At 71.4% G+C, this 18,396-nt stretch carries 16 protein-coding genes and 1 pseudogene; 9 read left to right on the top strand and 8 right to left on the bottom strand.

Annotated features, from left to right (window positions below; genetic code table 11):
• The first annotated feature begins 536 nt into the window (after positions 1-536).
• Positions 537-1,158: pseudogene (locus ABZ671_RS09035) on the top strand (hypothetical protein).
• Between the two features lie 6 nt (positions 1,159-1,164).
• On the opposite strand, the gene pgm reads toward ABZ671_RS09035, so the two are convergent.
• Positions 1,165-2,808, bottom strand: a complete 1,644-nt coding sequence (gene pgm / locus ABZ671_RS09040; RefSeq protein ID WP_357853670.1) for a phosphoglucomutase (alpha-D-glucose-1,6-bisphosphate-dependent) — start codon at positions 2,806-2,808, stop codon at positions 1,165-1,167.
• 28 nt (positions 2,809-2,836) lie between these two features.
• On the bottom strand, positions 2,837-4,069 hold the full coding sequence (glgC, locus tag ABZ671_RS09045) for a glucose-1-phosphate adenylyltransferase (RefSeq protein ID WP_357853673.1): 1,233 nt from the start codon (positions 4,067-4,069) through the stop codon (positions 2,837-2,839).
• Positions 4,070-4,140: 71 nt separating this feature from the next.
• Here glgC and glgA point away from each other — a divergent pair, with 71 nt between their 5' ends.
• Positions 4,141-5,340 carry a glycogen synthase gene (glgA, locus tag ABZ671_RS09050; protein ID WP_357853676.1) on the top strand — a complete coding sequence of 400 codons (1,200 nt, stop codon included), beginning with the start codon at positions 4,141-4,143 and terminating at the stop codon, positions 5,338-5,340.
• 59 nt (positions 5,341-5,399) lie between these two features.
• Here the strand turns inward: glgA and ABZ671_RS09055 are convergent, their stop codons facing one another.
• Both ABZ671_RS09055 and ABZ671_RS09060 read right to left on the bottom strand, forming a co-directional pair.
• On the bottom strand, positions 5,400-6,554 hold the full coding sequence (locus ABZ671_RS09055) for a helix-turn-helix domain-containing protein (RefSeq protein WP_357853678.1): 1,155 nt from the start codon (positions 6,552-6,554) through the stop codon (positions 5,400-5,402).
• 16 nt (positions 6,555-6,570) lie between these two features.
• Positions 6,571-6,768, bottom strand: coding sequence for a hypothetical protein (locus ABZ671_RS09060; RefSeq protein ID WP_357853681.1), 198 nt, complete (start codon positions 6,766-6,768; stop codon positions 6,571-6,573).
• Between the two features lie 187 nt (positions 6,769-6,955).
• Here ABZ671_RS09060 and ABZ671_RS09065 point away from each other — a divergent pair, with 187 nt between their 5' ends.
• The 5 genes from ABZ671_RS09065 (at position 6,956) to ABZ671_RS09085 (ending at position 13,288) form a co-directional block, all read left to right on the top strand.
• Positions 6,956-7,168, top strand: coding sequence for a winged helix-turn-helix domain-containing protein (locus ABZ671_RS09065; RefSeq protein ID WP_357853684.1), 213 nt, complete (start codon positions 6,956-6,958; stop codon positions 7,166-7,168).
• Between the two features lie 364 nt (positions 7,169-7,532).
• A complete protein-coding gene (locus tag ABZ671_RS09070) occupies positions 7,533-7,817 on the top strand; it encodes a winged helix-turn-helix domain-containing protein (RefSeq protein WP_357853687.1) in 285 nt (94 codons plus the stop codon).
• A 9-nt stretch (positions 7,818-7,826) separates the two neighbouring features.
• Positions 7,827-9,848, top strand: a complete 2,022-nt coding sequence (locus tag ABZ671_RS09075) for a maltotransferase domain-containing protein (protein ID WP_357853690.1) — start codon at positions 7,827-7,829, stop codon at positions 9,846-9,848.
• The gene (glgB, locus tag ABZ671_RS09080) at positions 9,836-11,725 is read left to right on the top strand and encodes a 1,4-alpha-glucan branching protein GlgB (protein ID WP_357853693.1); all 1,890 of its coding nucleotides are present in this window, start codon (positions 9,836-9,838) and stop codon (positions 11,723-11,725) included. The genes ABZ671_RS09075 and glgB overlap by 13 nt, the downstream gene beginning before the upstream one ends.
• 78 nt (positions 11,726-11,803) lie before the next feature.
• On the top strand, positions 11,804-13,288 hold the full coding sequence (locus ABZ671_RS09085; protein ID WP_357853696.1) for a M48 family metallopeptidase: 1,485 nt from the start codon (positions 11,804-11,806) through the stop codon (positions 13,286-13,288).
• Here the strand turns inward: ABZ671_RS09085 and ABZ671_RS09090 are convergent.
• The 4 genes from ABZ671_RS09090 to ABZ671_RS09105 form a co-directional block, all read right to left on the bottom strand.
• The gene (locus ABZ671_RS09090) at positions 13,257-13,436 is read right to left on the bottom strand and encodes a hypothetical protein (protein WP_357853699.1); all 180 of its coding nucleotides are present in this window, start codon (positions 13,434-13,436) and stop codon (positions 13,257-13,259) included. The genes ABZ671_RS09085 and ABZ671_RS09090 overlap by 32 nt on opposite strands.
• Before the next feature lie 243 nt (positions 13,437-13,679).
• Complete coding sequence (locus tag ABZ671_RS09095) at positions 13,680-13,976, bottom strand: hypothetical protein (RefSeq protein WP_357853702.1); 297 nt, start codon at positions 13,974-13,976, stop codon at positions 13,680-13,682.
• Complete coding sequence (locus ABZ671_RS09100; protein WP_357853705.1) at positions 13,973-14,635, bottom strand: DUF433 domain-containing protein; 663 nt, start codon at positions 14,633-14,635, stop codon at positions 13,973-13,975. Before ABZ671_RS09100 ends, ABZ671_RS09095 begins: the two co-directional genes overlap by 4 nt.
• 93 nt (positions 14,636-14,728) lie before the next feature.
• Positions 14,729-15,769, bottom strand: a complete 1,041-nt coding sequence (locus tag ABZ671_RS09105; RefSeq protein WP_357853708.1) for a phosphatase domain-containing protein — start codon at positions 15,767-15,769, stop codon at positions 14,729-14,731.
• A gap of 116 nt (positions 15,770-15,885) precedes the next feature.
• On the opposite strand from ABZ671_RS09105, the gene ABZ671_RS09110 reads away from it, so the two are divergent.
• A complete protein-coding gene (locus ABZ671_RS09110) occupies positions 15,886-17,496 on the top strand; it encodes a hypothetical protein (protein WP_357853711.1) in 1,611 nt (536 codons plus the stop codon).
• A 22-nt stretch (positions 17,497-17,518) separates the two neighbouring features.
• Entirely contained in the window at positions 17,519-18,316 is a 798-nt protein-coding gene (gene yaaA, locus ABZ671_RS09115; RefSeq protein ID WP_357853714.1) for a peroxide stress protein YaaA, read from the top strand.
• The last annotated feature ends 80 nt before the right edge of the window (positions 18,317-18,396 follow it).

Here is an 18,396-nt window from a genome sequence, read left to right on the forward strand (position 1 = left end):
AGTGGGCATGCCGCGCCCGAGGGGCAGCTGGGGCGTGGATTGTCGCCATAGCAGCGGAGCGTATCCGAACAGCTACCGCCCGACGTGGGATTCACGTTATCCCACGCCCGAAGCTACCGCGGCTCTGCCCCGACCGCCGAGACATCTGCCGTTTTCACCCATCCGTGGGGCTCGGAGCGGTGGTCTCAAGCGACGACCGGCGCGACTCGGCGCTGGGACCGGGTGGCCACTGGGCCCGCAGCGGGACGTGCGCCTGATGCCACGCCACGGTAGCGGCCAACCCTTCGGCGAGCGGTACGGCAGCCACCTGCGGAAACAATTGACGCAGAAGCTGGTTGTCCGCCTCGGAGTGCAGAATGTCGCCACCCGGGGGACGAGCGACCGGCGACGAGTCGCGACACCAGCCTAAAGCGGATATTCCTGACCTATCATCTTTTCAGTCGGTCACGGCGAATTGCGTCGGCGGTGATCACACCGGCGACGGCACCTTCCGGTACGGGGCTCCCGACACCCCAGCCGTGTGGTGAGCTGTACCGGTGGCGGGGTACGCATTCGGGCCGGTGCTGCATCCCACCCGGGACGTCTCCGAGGTGGTCAGCATCATCGACCGGTGGGCGGCCCGGCACGGCAGGACACTGGCCGCCCGCGCTGAGGACCGGCACCGGGTCCCGCCCTCGGTGCGGCCGGTCCCGGCGGCGGAGCTGACCAGCCGGGTGGACGCGCTGATCAGCATCGGCGGGGACGGCACGCCCTCGTGGTGAGCACGCCGACCGGCTCGACGGCGTACAGCTACGCCGCCGGCGGCCCGCTGGTGTCACCCGCGACCCAGGCCGTGGTGGTGACCCCCTCCGCGCCCATGTCGGGCATCTCCCGGTCGGTGGTGTTCTCCCCCGACGAGACCATCCGGCTCGACCTCCGGCCCAGTTCGGCGCCGGTGGCCGTCGAGATGGACGGCCTGGTGATCCGCGACGCCGCCACAAAGGGCACGGTCAAGGTCCGGGCCTGGTGGTCCGGCTCGATCCCCACCGCTACCAGGAGCGCAACCAGATCAAGCTCAGCCTGCTCGACCTGCCGCTGCTGCCCGACCAGCTCCGGGAGTTGCTCCCCGATGAGCTACGCGAACAGCTCAACCGGCGCGAGCTGTCCCCGCCCCGCTGACCGCTGTCAAGCCTTCGACAGCACCGCGTCGACCAGGGCCTTGGCCTCCTCCTGAATCCGGGTCAGGTGCTCCGGGCCCTGGAACGACTCGGCGTAGATCTTGTAGACGTCCTCGGTGCCGGAGGGCCGGGCGGCGAACCAGCCCGACTCGGTGACCACCTTGAGCCCACCGATCGGCGCGCCGTTGCCGGGCGCGGTGGTGAGCGTGGCGGTGATCGGCTCGCCGGCCAGCTCGGTCGCCGTCACCTGCTCGGGTGACAGCTTCGCGAGGACGGCCTTCTCCTCCCGGCTGGCCGGGGCGTCGAGCCGGGCGTACGCGGGCGCGCCGAACCGTGCGGCCAGCTCGGCGAAGTGCTCGCTCGGGGTCCGCCCGGTCACCGCGATGATCTCGGCGGCGAGCAGGCAGAGCAGGATGCCGTCCTTGTCGGTGGTCCAGGTGCCCCCGTCCCGGCGCAGGAAGGAGGCGCCGGCGCTTTCCTCACCGCCGAAGCCGACCGTGCCGTCGAGCAGCCCGGGCACGAACCACTTGAAGCCGACCGGGACTTCCAGCAGCGGCTGGCCCAGGTCGGCGGCGACCCGGTCGATCATGGACGAGGAGACGAGGGTCTTGCCGACCGCCGCCAACGGCCCCCACCCTTCCCGGGTACGGAACAGGTGGCCGATCGCCACAGCGAGGTAGTGGTTGGGGTTCATCAGGCCGCCGTCGGGGGTGACGATGCCGTGCCGGTCGGCGTCGGCGTCGTTGCCGGTGGAGACCTGATATTTGTCGCGGGCGGCGATCAGCGAGGCCATCGCGTTCGGCGAGGAGCAGTCCATCCGGATCTTGCCGTCACCGTCGAGGGTCATGAATCGCCAGGTCGGGTCGACGGTCGGGTTGATCACCGTGAGGTCGAGCCGGTGCCGCTCGGCGATCTCCCCCCAGTACGCCACGCTCGCCCCGCCCATCGGGTCGGCGCCGACGCGTACCCCGGCGCCTCGTATCGCGGCGATGTCCAGCACCGTCGGCAGGTCGTCGACGTACCGGGCGAGGAAGTCGTACACCCCGGTGGTGTCGGCGGCGCGGGCCCGCGCGTACGGGACGCGTCTCACCTCCTTGAGCCCGGCGGCGAGGATGGCGTTCGCGCGGTCCTGGATCCACTTCGTGACGTCGGTGTCGGCCGGGCCGCCGTGGGTGGGGTTGTACTTGAAGCCGCCGTCGTCGGGCGGGTTGTGCGACGGGGTGATCACGATGCCGTCGGCGAGGCCGCCGGCCCGCCCCCGGTTGTGGGTGAGGATCGCGTGCGACAGCGCCGGGGTGGGGGTGTAGCCGTCGCGGCTGTCCAGCAGCACGGTCACATCGTTGGCGGCGAGCACCTCCAACGCGTCGACCGCCGCCGGAGCGGAGAGCGCGTGGGTGTCCCGGGCGAGGAAGAGCGGCCCGTCCAGGCCCTGCTCTTGGCGGTAGTCGCAGAGCGCCTGGGTGACGGCGAGAATATGGTCGGAGTTGAAGGCGTTGCGCAGGCTGGACCCGCGATGCCCGGAGGTGCCGAAGGAGACCTGCTGCGCCGGGTCGCTCGGATCCGGGTGCTCGGCGTAGTAGGCGGTGACCAGCCGGGGCACGTCGACCAGGTCGGCGGGCTCGGCGGGCTGGCCGGCACGGGGGTGGGCCACGGGCGGTTCCTCCTCGAGGTGCTGGCGGTCAGGGTTCGACGCGCTGACCCTTGCCGATGACGACGACGCCGTTGTCGGAAACGGTGTAGCGCTGGCGGTCCTTCTCCAGATCGACGCCGATCTCGGCGCCCTCCGGGACGTAGACGTTCTTGTCCAGGATGGCCCTCCGGACCACCGCGTGCCGGCCGATCTCGACACCTTCCATGAGCACCGCGCCGTCCACGTGCGCCCAGGAGTGGACCTTCACCTTCGGCGCGACGATCGAGTTCTCCACCAGCGAGCCGGAGATCACCGACCCGGGCGAGATCATCGAACCGACCGCCCGGCCGACCCGCTCGCCCCAGTCGTGCACGAACTTGGCCGGCGGGTACGACGGCTGGTTGCTGTAGATCGGCCAGTCGAAGTTGTAGAGGTTGAACACCGGGTGCACGTTGATCAGATCCATGTGCGCGTCGTAAAACGAGTCGAGCGTTCCCACGTCCCGCCAGTAGCCGCGATCCCGGTCGGTGCTGCCCGGGACCTCGTTGTCCTTGAAGTCGTAGACGTTGGCCTCGCCCCGCTCGACCAGCATCGGGATGATGCTGCCGCCCATGTCGTGCTTGCTGCTCTTGTCGTCGGCGTCGCGCTCCACGGCCTCGCAGAGCGCCTTCGTGGTGAAGACGTAGTTGCCCATCGAGGCGTAGATCTGGTCGGGCGCGTCGGGCAGCCCCACCGCGTCGGTGGGCTTCTCGCGGAACGCGCGGATCCGCCGGCCGTCCGCGCCGACCTCGATCACGCCGAACTGGTCCGCCGTCGACAGCGGCTGGCGGATGCCCGCCACGGTGACCGCGGCGCCCGAGGCGATGTGCTCTTCCACCATCTGCCGCGGGTCCATCCGGTAGATGTGGTCGGCGCCGAAGACGATCACGTGGTCAGGCTGCTCGTCATTGATCAGGTTGAAGCTCTGGTAGATCGCGTCGGCCGAGCCGGCGAACCACCACGGGCCACGGCGCTGCTGCGCCGGCACCGGAGTGACGTAGTTGCCGAGCATGGTCGACATCCGCCACGTCGTGGTGATGTGGCGGTCCAGCGAGTGCGACTTGTACTGGGTCAGCACGACCATCTTGAGATAGCCGGCGTTCGCCAGGTTGGAGAGGACGAAGTCGACCATGCGGTACATCCCCCCGAAGGGGACGGCCGGCTTCGCCCGGTCGGCGGTGAGCGGCATCAGGCGCTTGCCCTCCCCACCGGCCAGGACGATCGCGAGCACCTTGGCAGCCATGCTCAGACGCTATCGATCCCGCCCCGACTTCACCACTCGTACGGAGGGACTTCTGCATTAGGGTGCCGGTCATGAGCGATACCGCACGCCTGCGCGTCGACCTGCTCACCCGGGAGTATCCGCCGGAGGTGTACGGCGGGGCCGGGGTGCACGTCGAGTACCTGGCCCGCGAGCTGCGCCGCCTCGCCGACGTACGGGTGCACTGCTTCGGCGTGCCGCGCGACGAGCCGGGGGTGACCGCGTACGCCGAGCCGGCCGAGCTGGCCGACGCGAACCCGGCGCTGCGGACCATGGGTGTCGACCTGGCGATGGCCGCCGGCTGCGCCGGCGCCGACGTGGTGCACAGCCACACCTGGTACGCCAACCTGGCCGGGCACACCGCGAAGCTGCTGCACGGGGTGCCGCACGTGATCACCGCGCACAGCCTGGAGCCGCTGCGGCCGTGGAAGGCCGAGCAGCTCGGCGGCGGCTACGCGCTCTCCTCGTGGTGCGAGCGCACCGCCGTGGAGGCCGCCGACGCGGTGATCGCGGTCAGCGAAGGAATGCGGCGGGACGTGCTGACGGCCTACCCGGCGGTGAACCCGGACCGGGTGCGGGTGCTCCACAACGGCATCGACACCACCCAGTACGCCCCGGACCACGGCACCGATGTGCTGGACCGGCTCGGCATCGACCCGTCCCGCCCCAGCGTGGTGTACGTCGGGCGGATCACCCGGCAGAAGGGGCTGCCGTACCTGCTGCGGGCGGCGCGGGAGCTGCCCGCGGACACGCAACTGGTGCTGCTCGCCGGCGCGCCGGACACGCTGGAGATCGCGACCGAGGTGGAGCGGCTGGTGGTCGAGCTGCGGGCCAACCGCTCCGGCGTGGTCTGGGTGGCCGAGATGCTGCCCAAGCACGAGGTGATCCAGGTGCTCACCCACGCCACGATCTTCGTCTGCCCGTCGGTGTACGAGCCGATGGGCATCGTCAACCTGGAGGCGATGGCCTGCGAGACGGCCGTGGTGGCGACCGCCACCGGCGGCATCCCCGAGGTGGTCGCCGACGGCGAGACCGGGCTGCTGGTGCCGATCGAGCAGGCCGGCGACGGCTCCGGCACCCCGCTGGATCCGGGGCGGTTCGTGGCCGACCTGGCGGGGCGCCTCAACGAGCTGCTGGCCGACCCGGCGCGGACGGCCGAGTTCGGGCGGGCCGGGCGGCGGCGGGCCGTCGCGCACTTCTCCTGGGACGCGATCGCGGCGCGCACCGTGGACCTCTACCGCTCCCTGCGGTAAGGAGGGGCCCCCTATTAACGCCTCCGGTAGAGAAGGGTTCCCTTCTCACCACCCCATGATCAGGTGACGTGGAGGGTGGCGGCGAGCCGGGCCAGGCCGGCCGGGGCGGCGGCGGAACGCGCCACGGCGGCGACCAGATCCCGTACCGCCGGCCGGTCGTGCACCTCGCTGCGGGCGGTACGCTCCGCCTCCAGCAGCGCCCGGCCCGCCCGAACCATGTCGCCGGCCAGCGCGTACGCACGGGCCGCGTCGAGCAGGTACGCGGCCCGGTGCTCGGTCGGCAGCCACCGCCACTCGTCACCGGCGATCAGCCGCTCGTGCCGTACCGTCGCCGCCGTCACCTCCCCAAGAGCGACCTCGGCCACCACCCGAGCGGCCTCGACGGCGGCCCGGCCGACGCCATTGCCATCGGCCCCGACGACCTCCATGGCCCGATCGAGTAACCCCTGGACGCCACCTTCTTCACCCTGGCCGGCGGCGGCTAGGGCGGCCTGGAGCAGCAGCGTCCCGAGCAGGGACGGATCGGCTGGAGGACCGGGCCGAGCAGGGGTGATCCGACGGGCGGCGGCGACGGCGGCCTCCAGCGCGGACCGTGGCCGGCCGCTGGAGCGCAGGGCCTGGCTGAGCGGCACGGTGGCGACGGCGGCCACCTGCGGGTCGTTTGTGGCCAGGGCTGCGGCCATCCCCCGGTCGGCGGCCAGCCAGGCCAGCTCCCCCTGGTCGACCTTCACCAGCACCAGGGCCACGAGTCCGTACACGGATGCCAGCAGACCGTCGGTCGCCCGACCGGGGCGGGTGGCCTGCGCCTCGCGGGTCGCGTCGAGCAGGCCGGGCAGCAGGGTGAGCAGTGCCGGGTACCGGGCGTGCCGATAGGTCTGGTCCGCGTGGTCCAGCCGGGCCCGCAACTCCGCGACATCGGGCGGCCGGGCCAAGGCCGGGACGTGGTAGCGCGCCAGGGCGGTCCGGACCCCCTCCACGCCTACGGCGGCGGGGTCCGGGTGCCCGGACCGGTCCGCCAGCAGAACCTCCAGATCGATCCGGAGCGTGTCGGCGACCTCCCGCAGGCTGGACACCCGCTCCAGCCGGCGCACCCCGCGCTCGACCTTGTCCACCCAGCTCTTCGACTTGCCGAGGCGGTCGGCAAGCTGCTGCTGCGTCATGTTCCGCCGCACCCGCCACTGGGCGACCCGGCGGCCCACCGGTAGCTCGTTCATCGCCGGCCCGTCCCGCTCACCGGAGGATCCCGACCACGAGCAGGACGAGTACGAGCAGCGCGACCACGAGTCCGTAGACGTACTGCCGCCGGGTGAGCGGCGCGCGCTCCGGGCGAGGTGGGCAGGGCACCCGATCTCCGTCGGGGTGCAGAGGCCGGGCACCCGGAACCGGGTACGCCGCCGGCAGCGGCCCGTCATGCGGGCGCTCGTGCATATGTGCCTCCTTCTGCCTGATGGCGTGGGGCGGGGCGATCGGGGAACTCCGCTGCTGACGAGAGGACCCCTACCACCGCAACTTAGAACCCTCAGGCTCCTGAGTCAACACAGGGTCCACACCGTGTCGCGCTTGGTGAGACTCTGGTCAGGCTGACGAGAGGTGGTTCACCATGCCCCGCAAGCCCGTGTACGAGCAGGTCGTCGATGACGTCACCACGTCGATCCGAAGCGGCACGCTCAAGCCTGGCGACAAGCTGCCGACGATCGCCGAACTCGCCAAGCAGTACGGCTCATCCGACAACCCGATCAAACGAGCCCTCTGGATTCTCGATGAACGGGGCTGGATCGAGGTGCATCAGGGCAAGGGCTCGTTCGTGGCACCGAAACCGCCCGCCTAGCTCCGATCCCGAGCAGGCCAGCCAATGGGCGGGCACAAGACTGGTAAGCGATATGCCTCTGAGGCATATTTATGACTCAGAGGCATATCGCTCTCAAGGAACCATTCGTCCGTTTGCTCGCCGCGGAGCAGCTCCATCAGGTTGTCCGTCGACATGTTCTCCACCTCTCGGGCACTCCCTCGTCCGCGCATCTGCCGGACCAGCCGCCCCCCCACGGGCCTCGGCGTCACCGACGCGTGCGATGGGCAGTGCGTCGCCTTCCTCAATCACGTCGACCTCGTCACCCTCGTGCAGGTTGTGCCGAGCACACAGCTCGGCCGGGGATGGTGCGAAGATCGGATCGCTGACGAGAGGGTGGGCCAGCATGCCGCAAGCACCGCTATACGAGCAGATCATTGCTGATGTCATGGCCTCAATCCGCGCAGGCGCGCTGCAGCCCGGCGACAAGCTGCCGTCTATCGCGGAGATGCGTGAGCAGTACCAGTCGAGCGCGTGGCCAGTTCGCTACGCCCTCCGGATCTTAGAGGAGCGGGGCTGGATCGTTACTCGGCAAGGTAAGGGATCGTTCGTGGCACCGGCGCCGCCGGGCCGAGGTCCAGCGCGCCCGCGAGCTGACACAGACCGAGCGCGAAGCGATCTCGCACAGTAGGTTGAAGCGGTGACCGGACGGTTTCCGATCGAAGACGTCTCCCCCGTCGTCTCCTGCGGTCGCTACCCCGCCAAGGCGGTGGTGGGCGAGCTGGTGCCCGTGTCGGCCCGCGCGTACCGGGAGGGGCACGACGCCCTGGGCTGCAACGTCGTCTGGCTGGGCCCGGACGGCGTGGCCCGCCCGTTCACCCGGATGCGCCCCGGCGAGCCCGGCCAGGACCGCTGGCACGCCACCATCCGCCCGGACGCGGTGGGCGAGTGGCGGTTCACCGTGGAGGCGTTCCAGGATCCGTACCTGACCTGGCAGAACGCGGTCACCAAGAAGCTCGCCGCCGGTCAGGGCCCGGCCGAGCTGACCAACGACCTGGCCGAAGGTGCCCGGATCCTGGAGGCGGCCCTGGAGCTGGTGCCGGACGCCGACCGGGCGCGGGTCCGGGCGGCGGTGGTCGCGCTGCGCGACGACAACCGGGAGCTGCCCCGGCGGGTCGCCCCGGCCCTCGATCTGGCCGGCCTGCTCTGGGACCACCCGCTCCGGGAGCTGGTCACCACCGGCGACGAGTATCGGCTCTGGGTGGACCGCCCACGGGCGCTTTTCTCCGCCTGGTACGAGTTCTTCCCCCGCTCGGAGGGCGCGATCCCGGCCACCGGCGACGCGCCGGCCCGCTCCGGCACCTTCGTCACCGCGAGGGAACGCCTGCCCGACGTGGCGGCGATGGGCTTCGACGTGCTCTACCTGCCGCCGATCCACCCGATCGGCCGGCTCAACCGCAAGGGCCGCAACAACTCGCTCATCGCGGGGCCGGACGACGTGGGCTCGCCGTGGGCGATCGGCGCCGCCGAGGGCGGCCACGACACCATCCACCCCGACCTGGGTACGCCGGAGGACTTCCGCGCGTTCCTCGCCGCCGCCGCCGACGCCGGGATCGAGGTGGCGATGGACCTGGCGTTGCAGTGCGCCCCGGACCACCCGTGGGTGACCGCGCACCCGGAATGGTTCACCACCCGGGCCGACGGCAGCATCGCGTACGCGGAGAACCCGCCGAAGAAATACCAGGACATCTACCCGCTCAACTTCGACAACGACCCGGACGGCATCCGGGCGGAGATCCTGCGGGTGGTGCTGCACTGGGTCGGCGAGGGCATCCGGATCTTCCGGGTGGACAACCCGCACACCAAGCCGGTCGACTTCTGGCACTGGTTGATCTGGGAGGTCAAGAAGGTCGAGCCGGACGTGCTCTTCCTCGCCGAGGCGTTCAGCCGCCCGGCGATGATGCACGGCCTCGGCAAGATCGGCTTCACCCAGTCGTACACCTATTTCACCTGGCGCACGACGGCGGCCGAGATGCGGGCGTACTGCGAGGAGCTGCTCGCGGCGGCCGACTACATGCGGCCCAACTTCTGGCCCACCACCCCCGACATCCTGCCCGAGTCGCTGCAGCACGGCGGCCCGGCGATGTTCAAGATCCGGGCGGTGCTGGCCGCGCTGCTCTCCCCCTCCTGGGGCATGTACGCCGGCTACGAACTGTTCGAGCACGTCGCCCGCCCCGGCGTCGACGAACACCTGGACAGCGAGAAGTACGAGCTGCGCCCCCGGGACTGGGCCGAGGCCGAGGCGCAGGGCCGCTCGCTCGCCCCGTTCATCGCCACCCTCAACCGGGTACGCCGCGCCAACCCCGCCCTGCACCGACTGCGCAACCTGCGCTTCCACGACATCGACAACCCGGCGCTGCTCTGCTGGTCCAAACACGACCCGGACACCGGCAACACGGTGATCGTGGTCTGCTCGTTCGACTCGCAGTCGGTGCAGTGGGGCAACACCACCCTCGACATGCCGGCGCTCGGCCTCGACTGGCACGAGCGGTTCACCGTGCACGACGAGCTGACCGGGGTCAGCTACGACTGGGGGCAGCGCAGCGCGGTCCGGCTCGACCCGTACCTGCAACCCGCGCACGTGTTCAACGTGCGGCGGCCCACCCCGCCGGGCGTACCCTCGCTCGCGGCCGTGGAGGAGGAGGCACCGTGGAGCAGTTGACCTCCGACGACCCGGACCGCCAGCCGCCCACCCTCGGCGAGTTGGACCTTCACCTCATCGGCGAGGGGCGGCACGAGCGGCTCTGGGAGGCGCTCGGCGCCCGGGTGCGCGACGACGGGGTGGCGTTCGCCGTCTGGGCGCCCAACGCCCGCGAGGTGCGGGTGGTCGGCGACTTCACCGGCTGGGGGCCGGACGACGGCTGGCCGATGCGCTCGCTCGGCGCCAGCGGCGTGTGGGAGACGTTCGTGCCGGGCATGCCGGTCGGCAGCCGCTACAAATACCGGATCCTCGGCGCCGACGGGCACTGGCGGGACAAGGCCGACCCGCTCGCCGCCCGTACCGAGCTGCCGCCGGCCACCGCCTCGGTGGTGCACCGTTCGACGTACGAGTGGGGCGACGCGGCCTGGCTGGCGCGGCGGGCGCGCAGCCGGCCCCACCAGGACCCGATGAGCGTGTACGAGGTGCACCTCGGCTCGTGGCGGCCCGGCCTCGGCTACCGGGAGCTAGCCGAACAGCTCACCGCGTACGTGACCGAGCTGGGCTTCACCCACGTGGAGTTCCTGCCGGTGATGGAGCACCCGTTCGGCGGTTCCTGGGGCTACCAGGTCACCGGCTACTACGCCCCCACCGCCCGGTTCGGCGACCCGGACGAGTTCCGGCACCTGGTCGACCGGCTGCACGCCGCGGGCATCGGGGTGATCCTCGACTGGGTGCCCGCGCACTTCCCCAAGGACGACTGGGCGCTCGGCCGCTTCGACGGCACCCCGCTCTACGAGCACCCCGACCCACGCCGGGGCGAGCACCCCGACTGGGGCACGTACGTCTTCGACTTCGGCCGCCCCGAGGTACGCAACTTCCTGGTCGCCAACGCGCTCTACTGGTGCGACCAGTTCCACGTCGACGGGCTGCGGGTCGACGCGGTCGCTTCGATGCTCTACCTGGACTATTCCCGCCCGGAGGGGCAGTGGGTGCCCAACGTGCACGGAGGCCGGGAAAACCTGGAGGCCATCGCGTTCCTCCAGGAGGTCAACGCCACCGTCTACAAGCACCACCCGGGGGTGGTGATGGTCGCCGAGGAGTCCACCGCCTGGCCCGGCGTCACCCGCCCCACCGGCGAGGGCGGGCTCGGCTTCGGCTTCAAGTGGAACATGGGCTGGATGCACGACACCCTGCTCTACACCTCGAAGGACCCGATCTACCGGCAGCACCACCACCATCAGCTCACCTTCTCCCTCGCGTACGCCTGGAGCGAGAACTACGTGCTGCCGATCAGCCACGACGAGGTGGTGCACGGCAAGGGCTCCCTGCTCGCCAAGATGCCCGGCGACACCTGGCAGCGGCTGGCCAACGTGCGGGCGCTGCTGGCGTACATGTGGGCGCACCCCGGCAAGCAGCTGCTGTTCATGGGCTGCGAGCTGGCCGACGACCGGGAGTGGAGCGAGGAACGCGGCCTCGACTGGTATCTCCTGCACGACCCGGCCCGGGCCGGCGTGCAACGCCTCGTCGGCGACCTGAACCGGATCTACCGGGCCACCCCGGCGCTCTGGGCGCAGGACACCGACCCGGCCGGCTTCCGCTGGATCGTCGGCGACGACGCCGCCCACAACACGGTCGCGTTCGTCCGGATCGCCCCCGACGGCCAGACCCTGGTCTGCGTCGCCAACTTCTCCGCCCTACCGCTGGAGGGCTACCGGATCGGGCTGCCGGCCGGCGGCACCTGGACCGAGATCCTCAACACCGACGCCCACCACTACGGCGGGTCGGGGGTGGGGAACCTGGGCGAGGTGCACGCCGAGAGCGTGCCCTGGCACGGCATGCCCGCGTCAGCCGCGCTGCGGCTGCCCCCACTCGGCGTCCTCTGGCTCCGCCAAGGCTGAACCCGCCCCGAACGGGCCTTGTCGCGCACCCTCCAGCGTCGATAGCGTGCACGCCATGCACGGGGAGGAAGATCGAATATGACGTCCCTGCGAGCCGTGCTGTCCATTGCCATGCTCATCGGGTTCTACGTGCTGGCGCTCGGGCTGGTCGTGGCGTTGGGGGCGTACGGGTTGGGGTACGGCACCGACTGGGACGGCTCGGGCACCGCGATCTTCCGGCCGTTCATCGCCGGTGCTGCCCTCACCCTGCTCTTCACGCTCGTTTTCATCACGGGCCGGGTGCTCCTGGTCCGCCCGCCCCTACCGGCAGGGATCCGGCTAACCTCCGAGCAGGCGCCGGAGCTGTGGCGAATCGTGCGCGACCTCGCCCGGCGCGCCGCGGCTGACGAGCCGGACGAGATCCGGCTGGTCGCCGGGGCCCACGCCGAGGTGACCGACAGCAGCCGACTCCTCGGGCTGATCCCCGGCCGGCGTCGGGTGGTCCTCGGGCTGCCGCTGCTGCGGGCGTACACCGTGGACCAGCTCCGGGCGGTCCTCGCCCACGAGTTCGCGCACTTCTCCCGCTGGCACACCACCACCGTGCTGCTGGCCCACAACGGCCGGAACATGGTGGTGGAGATCGCCCGCCATCTCCCCATCTTTCTCCTGCGCGGGCTTCTCACCGGGTTTGCCCGGCTCCATGTCGCCGTCGAAGAGCCCGTGAGCTGGCAGATGGAGCAGCAGGCGGACCGCTACGCGGTGGCCGTTGCCGGCCGCGACGCGATGGTCAGCGGGCTGCACGAGATGCGGATGGTCGCTACCGGCTGGAACGAGTACCTGGTGCACCACGTCAACCCGGCGTACGAGCGCGGGCACCTGCCGGAGGACCTGTTCGGCGGGTTCGACGCGTATCTGGCCGAGTGCCGGAAGGAGATCCAGGAGCGCAGCGTCGAGGTGGTCTCGGCCGAGCCGGCCTGGTGGAGTTCCCACCCGCCGATCGGAGAGCGGATCTTCATGCTCCGCTTCGTGCCGGACGTGCCCGTCACCCTGGACGGCCGCCCTGCCAGGGTGCTGGTCCCCGACCTCGACGCAACGAGTGGGCAACTTCAGGCGAGCCTCTTCGAGCGGCCCGACACCCGGCTGTTGCCCTGGGACCAGCTCACACCGGCCCTCGCGTACGAGTCCGCCCGGGAGTTGGCCTGTTCGCTGTACCAGGCGGCGGCGCGGCTAGCCGGACGATCCGATGCCGATCTCGACCTGCTGCTGGACCTCTTCGCCGCCGATCGGTACGCCGACCTCGCCCACGCGCTGGCGTCCGACGCCGACGGCGAGAATGCCCTCCAGGTGTTGACGGCAGCTTTCGAGGGCGCGGTGGAGGTGGCGGCGGTCGACTCGGGTGCCGCCGCATGGCGACACTCCTGGTCCGAATCGCCGGAGCTGCTCACCACTGCGGGCGAACCGCTGCCGCTGGGAGACCTCGTGGACCTGGCTGCCGATCCCGCGACCATGCCGGCCGCCCGGGACCGACTCGCCGCTCTCGGGATCCGGACGGCTACCACCGAGGCCGCCGCCCCCACCGCCTGATCATCCGCAGACCGCCGAGCGGGATGAGCCAGGCCCGCGCCTCGTCGAGCATCTTCCCCACGGCGGCGTCGAAGGCCTCCTGGCCGCCAGCCGTCTCCACCGCCCGCTCCAGATGGCCGGACTTTCGCCACCGCCGGATTTCGTTCATGACCCAACTTCTTCATGTTCGAGTTCATCGAGGCAGTCCAGGAGTGGTGCGAGGAGCGCGGCCTCTTCCGGGCCGCATACATTACAACCCTGCTGTCTCGGCCTCAGATTGGAATGCGCTCGAACGTGGAGCGGGTCGCGGTGTAGATGAACGGGCCCGTCTGGTCCAGACACCGGAGTATGTCCCGCCAACGGCACATCACTACCTCGAGCTGATGGAACGTGCTGGTGGCCTCAGCCGCCGTCAGAGCGACCATCCGGGCCCCGTAGGCGCGTACTGGGCAAGCTCGCGCGGCCGGGAGCGAATGTGCCGATCGCGGGTGACGATCAGCCAGCTTTCCTTCGTGACCTGCGGAATCCAAACATCGTCCGGAGTGGAGACATCCTTGACAACGCAGGGTGGGCGGAAACGCTTGTGGATCTCACCTCCGGGGTCACCCGGATAGGTGACATCGGGTCGGATGCCAGACAGGAGGATTCCGAGACCCCGAATGTCCGCGTCGAAGTAGAACCGGACATCGGCGGGCTTTACCCGGCTCACGCGGCGCGAGTGGTGGCGCGGACAGAGAACTCGTAGGCGAGTGCCCAATCGACGTCGGCGCGCTTGAGGGCGTACATCTCCGCGATGGCGTCACGATCCTCACCGGCGTCGTGCTGCTCTGCGATGACCTCAGTGCTCACGCCGTTGACGGAAGGCTTGCCAAACCGCGTATCGGGCCGCACCCGGACTGGTGACTCCGGATTGGCATCGGGACGGTATCCGACGGCCAGGTCTTTTTCCCAATCAATGCGACGGTTGAAGGAGTCGGCAGGAGTGGTCAACATGAGCTGGTCGTCGGCCACCGTCACCAACCAGAGGTCGACACCGAGACCCGCGGCGGTCTGCACGTCGTAGACGAGATCTCGGCCGGACACGAACGGCCGGCGGTCGGCCAGGGGGTACGGCACCCCGAACTTCTCCCGCAGCAGTTCGATGAATTTGCGCAGCTCCGCCATCGCGACCTTGTGGGTGCGCCGATATTCCCGGAGGTACCCCGCCTCGACGAACTCGGCCCAGGTCACCGTACGGGTTCCTCGTGGCTGGTCGCGGAGGATCGGCTTATAGCTCTTCTTGTCGCCGACCTGCGCACCCTCCAGCCAGTAGTGCAGCGTCGACTGGCTGATCCGGAGCAGCCGAGCCGCCTCGGCCTCGCTGTACATCTCCCGGTCCAACACCGTGGTCATGGCTGGCATTCTTGCACTTTAGGGCGCGACTGAGCGGTAACGGCACATCGTCCACTGACCGGGCGTACGTCAGACCAGACCCGCGTCCCGCAGCAGCTTCCACAGGCCGGCGCCGTCCGGCGCGGAGAGCCACTTCTGCCCCACCGGGCCGGCGGACGGCCGACCGGCCGGGGCGGGCAGGCTGCCGGCGAGCACCGACTGGGTGGGTGAGAGCCGGCGGATCGCCACCCCGGCCACGTTCTCCGGGTGCCCGGCGGCGAACTCGCGGTAGATCTCCTGGTCGTGTTGCCCGTCGTCGCCAATCAGCAGCCAGCGGACGTCGGGAAACTCCTGGGCCAGCCGGGCCAGGGTGGCCCGCTTGTGCTCCTTGCCGCTGCGGAACCACCGGTCGGCCGTCGGCCCCCAGTCGGTGAGCAGCAGCGGCCCTGCCGGGTAGAGGTGCCGGGACAGGAACCGGGTGAGCGTCGGCGCGACGTTCCAGGCGCCGGTGGACAGGTAGAAGACGGGGGCGCCGGGGTGGGCGGTGACCAGCCGCTCGTACAGCACGGCCATGCCGGGCACCGCGGCGCGGGCGTGCTCGTCGAGGACGAAGGTGTTCCAGGCGGCGAGCAGCGGCCGGGGCAGCGCGGTGACCATGACCGTGTCGTCGATGTCGGAGAGGATGCCGAACCGGACGTTCGGGTCGAGGACGCGGACCAGGGCCTCGACCGGCTCGGCGTCGGGCACGCTGAGGCGTACGCAGCCCCAGCCGGGCGTGAAGTCGGCCTCGATGACGGTGTCGACGAAGCCGCTGCGGTCTGCGGTCGCCTCCTGGCGTACGCCGCCGGCCTCGACGGTCACCGTGACGTACTTGGCCGGCAGGGTGGCGAAGCTGCGCCAGCCGCGGACCTTCTCCGGCCGGGCCCGCTGCCGAACCTCGGGGCGGCCGAGCAGCACCCGGCAGAGCACCCGCGCCCAGCCCGGGCCGCCGTAGCCGGCGTACGCGATGATGTTGATTTTCCAGCCGGTGCGGCGCAGCCGGCGTTCCAGCAGGCCGTGCACCGCGTCCTCGATGCGGGCGGCCCGGTGCAGCCGCGACACGGCGAGCTCTCCGGCGGGTGTGGCTGGCACGATGTCACCCTGCCACACCCGGGCGCACCCGGCCACGCGAGTGACCTCGCCGATCCACCCCGGCACGGCCCGGCGCCGTGACAGACTGCGGTCGCAGGCGACGACGGGGGCTGGTCGTGGCGACACCAGTGCGCAGACCGGGGCGGTGGCGTCCAACGCTCGACCGCCCGGCGCTGGTCGCGTTGCTGCTCGGGCTGGCCGGGGTCGGCTACCGGCTGGCCCTGACGCTGTTCACGGTGCCCGGCTCGAACAGCGACGAGGCCACGTTCGGCCTGGCCGCGCTGCACATCGCCCACCGCCACGAGCGACCGGTCTTCCTCTACGGCCAGCGCTACATGGGCATGCTGGAGTCGTACCTGGCCGCCCCGCTGGTCGGGTGGGCCGGGCCGAGCTGGCCGGTGCTGCGGCTGCCGTTGCTGGCGCTGTACGCGATCTTCCTCTGGTTGACCTACCGGCTGACCCGCCGGCTCTTCTCCCCCTGGCTGGCCGTCTTCGTGGTCGGCCTGCTGGCGCTCGGCTCGGAGCGGGTGGTCCGCGACCAGCTCACCGTGGTGGGCGGGCGGCCGGAGGTGAAACCGGCGGTGGTGGCGATGCTGCTGATCGCGGTGGCCCTCGGCGAGCGCCGGGTGCGGCACCGCTGGCTGGCCACCGGCGGGTTCGGGCTGCTCGCCGGGCTGGCCCTGTGGTCGGACTGGCTGATCGTGCCCTACCTGGTGGTGGCGGGGCTGCTGCTGCTCTGGGCGGCGCCCCGCGATCTGGTCCGCTGGCCGGGGCTGGCGCTGGTGGTCGGCTTCCTGGCCGGGGTCGCCCCGATGATCGAGGACAATCTCGGCGCCCCGCCCGGGCAGGACTCCTGGTCGGTGTTCCAGAAGATCAGCACGATGCCGGGTGCGACCCCGTCCTGGCCGGAGCGGCTGCGCGGCGGGTTGCTGGAGGGGGTGCCGCTGGCCGGCGGCCTCTGCCCGTCGAGCGGGTGCGCCCGGTGGGCGACCTGGTTCGGGCCGCTGTACGTGGCGCTGCTGGTGGCCGCCGCCGCGCTCGGGCTGGTCGCGTACCGGCGGGCCGCGGACGCCGCCGCGCGGGTCCGGGCGGTCGCGCGGCTCGCCCTGGTCGTCGGGGCGGTGCTGACCCTGCTCGGGTACGTGCACAGCGCGTTGTCGGCGACCGACCCGCTGGGCAACGCCCGCTACCTGTCGGTGCTGCAGATCTCACTGCCGGCGGTGCTCTGGCCGCTCTGGCTGGCCGCCACGTATGCCGTGCGGGCCGGCGTCGGCGGGGCGGCCCGGGTCGGGGGTGCGGCGGCGGGCCTGGTGCTGGCCGCGATCACCGCCGCGACGGTGGCGGCCACCGTGGCGTTCGTCGCCGCCGCGCCGTCGATCCGGGCCGAGGAGCGGCAGGCCCGGGAACTGGCCGACACGGTCCGCGGGGCCGGCCTGCACGAGGTGTACGCGGACTACTGGACCTGCAACCGGTTGGTCTTCAACACCGGTGAGACGGTGGCCTGCGGGGTGCTCGTCGGCAACCTGACGCCGGGGCAGAACCGCTACCTTCCGTACTGGCGGCGGGTGGGGCGGGCGGAACGGCCCGGTTACGTGCTGGCCATCGGGTCGCCGGCGGAACGCACGTTGCGGCTGCTGCTCGGCGACGGGGCGGACGCGGCGGTGCTCGCCGAGATCGGCGACCATCGCGTGTACCACCCGCCGATCGCCCTGCGGCCGTGGCGCTGAGCCGGGGCAATACCCTGGGCCAATGCTCATCCTGCTGCCCCCGTCCGAGGGGAAGGCCGAGGCCGGCGGCGGCCGGCGGCTGGACCTGTCCCGGCTCTCCCTGCCGGAGCTGACCCCGGCCCGGGACGAGGTGCTGGCCGCCCTGGTCGGGCTCTGCGCCGGGCCGGACGAGGCCGCGGCCCGGACCGCGCTGGGCCTGAGCGAGGGGCAGCGCGGCGAGCTGCGCCGCAACGCCCGGCTGCGCGAGGCGGCCACCGGGCCGGCCGGGCAGATCTACACCGGGGTGCTCTACGAGGCGCTCGACCTGGCCTCGCTGCCGCCGGCGGCGCAGCGGCTGGCCCGCCGCTGCGTGCTGGTCAGCTCCGGCCTGTGGGGTGCGGTACGCCTCGCCGACCGGATCCCGCCCTACCGTTGCCCGATCGGGGCGAGGCTGCCGGGCATCGGCGCGCTGTCGGCGTACTGGCGGGGGGCGCTGGCCCCGGCGATGGTGGCGGCGGCCGGCAGCGGGCCGGTGCTGGACCTGCGCTCGGGCGCGTACGCGGCCACCTGGGTGCCGCGCGGGGCGGTCGCGGAGCGCACGGTGACGGTCCGGGTGCTGCACGAACGTGACGTGGACGGGGTGCCGACCCGCTCGGTGGTGAGCCATTTCAACAAGGCCACCAAGGGCCGGCTGGTCCGCGACCTGTTGACCGCCGGCGTCCGGCCGCGCAGCGCCGACGCGCTGGTCGGGGCGCTGCGGGACCTGAAGTACACGGTCGAGGAGCAGCCGGCGGCAACCGGGCGGCCACACCAGCTCAACATCGTCGTGACCGAGCTGTAGGCGCAATTTTTCCTCAAGGCTCGGGCGCATCGGTTTCGCGGTGCCGGTGGCGGGTTCACGGTAGGGGGAATCCTGACGTC

The organism is Micromonospora sp. NPDC006766 (assembly GCF_040636055.1).
Lineage (GTDB): Bacteria > Actinomycetota > Actinomycetes > Mycobacteriales > Micromonosporaceae > Micromonospora.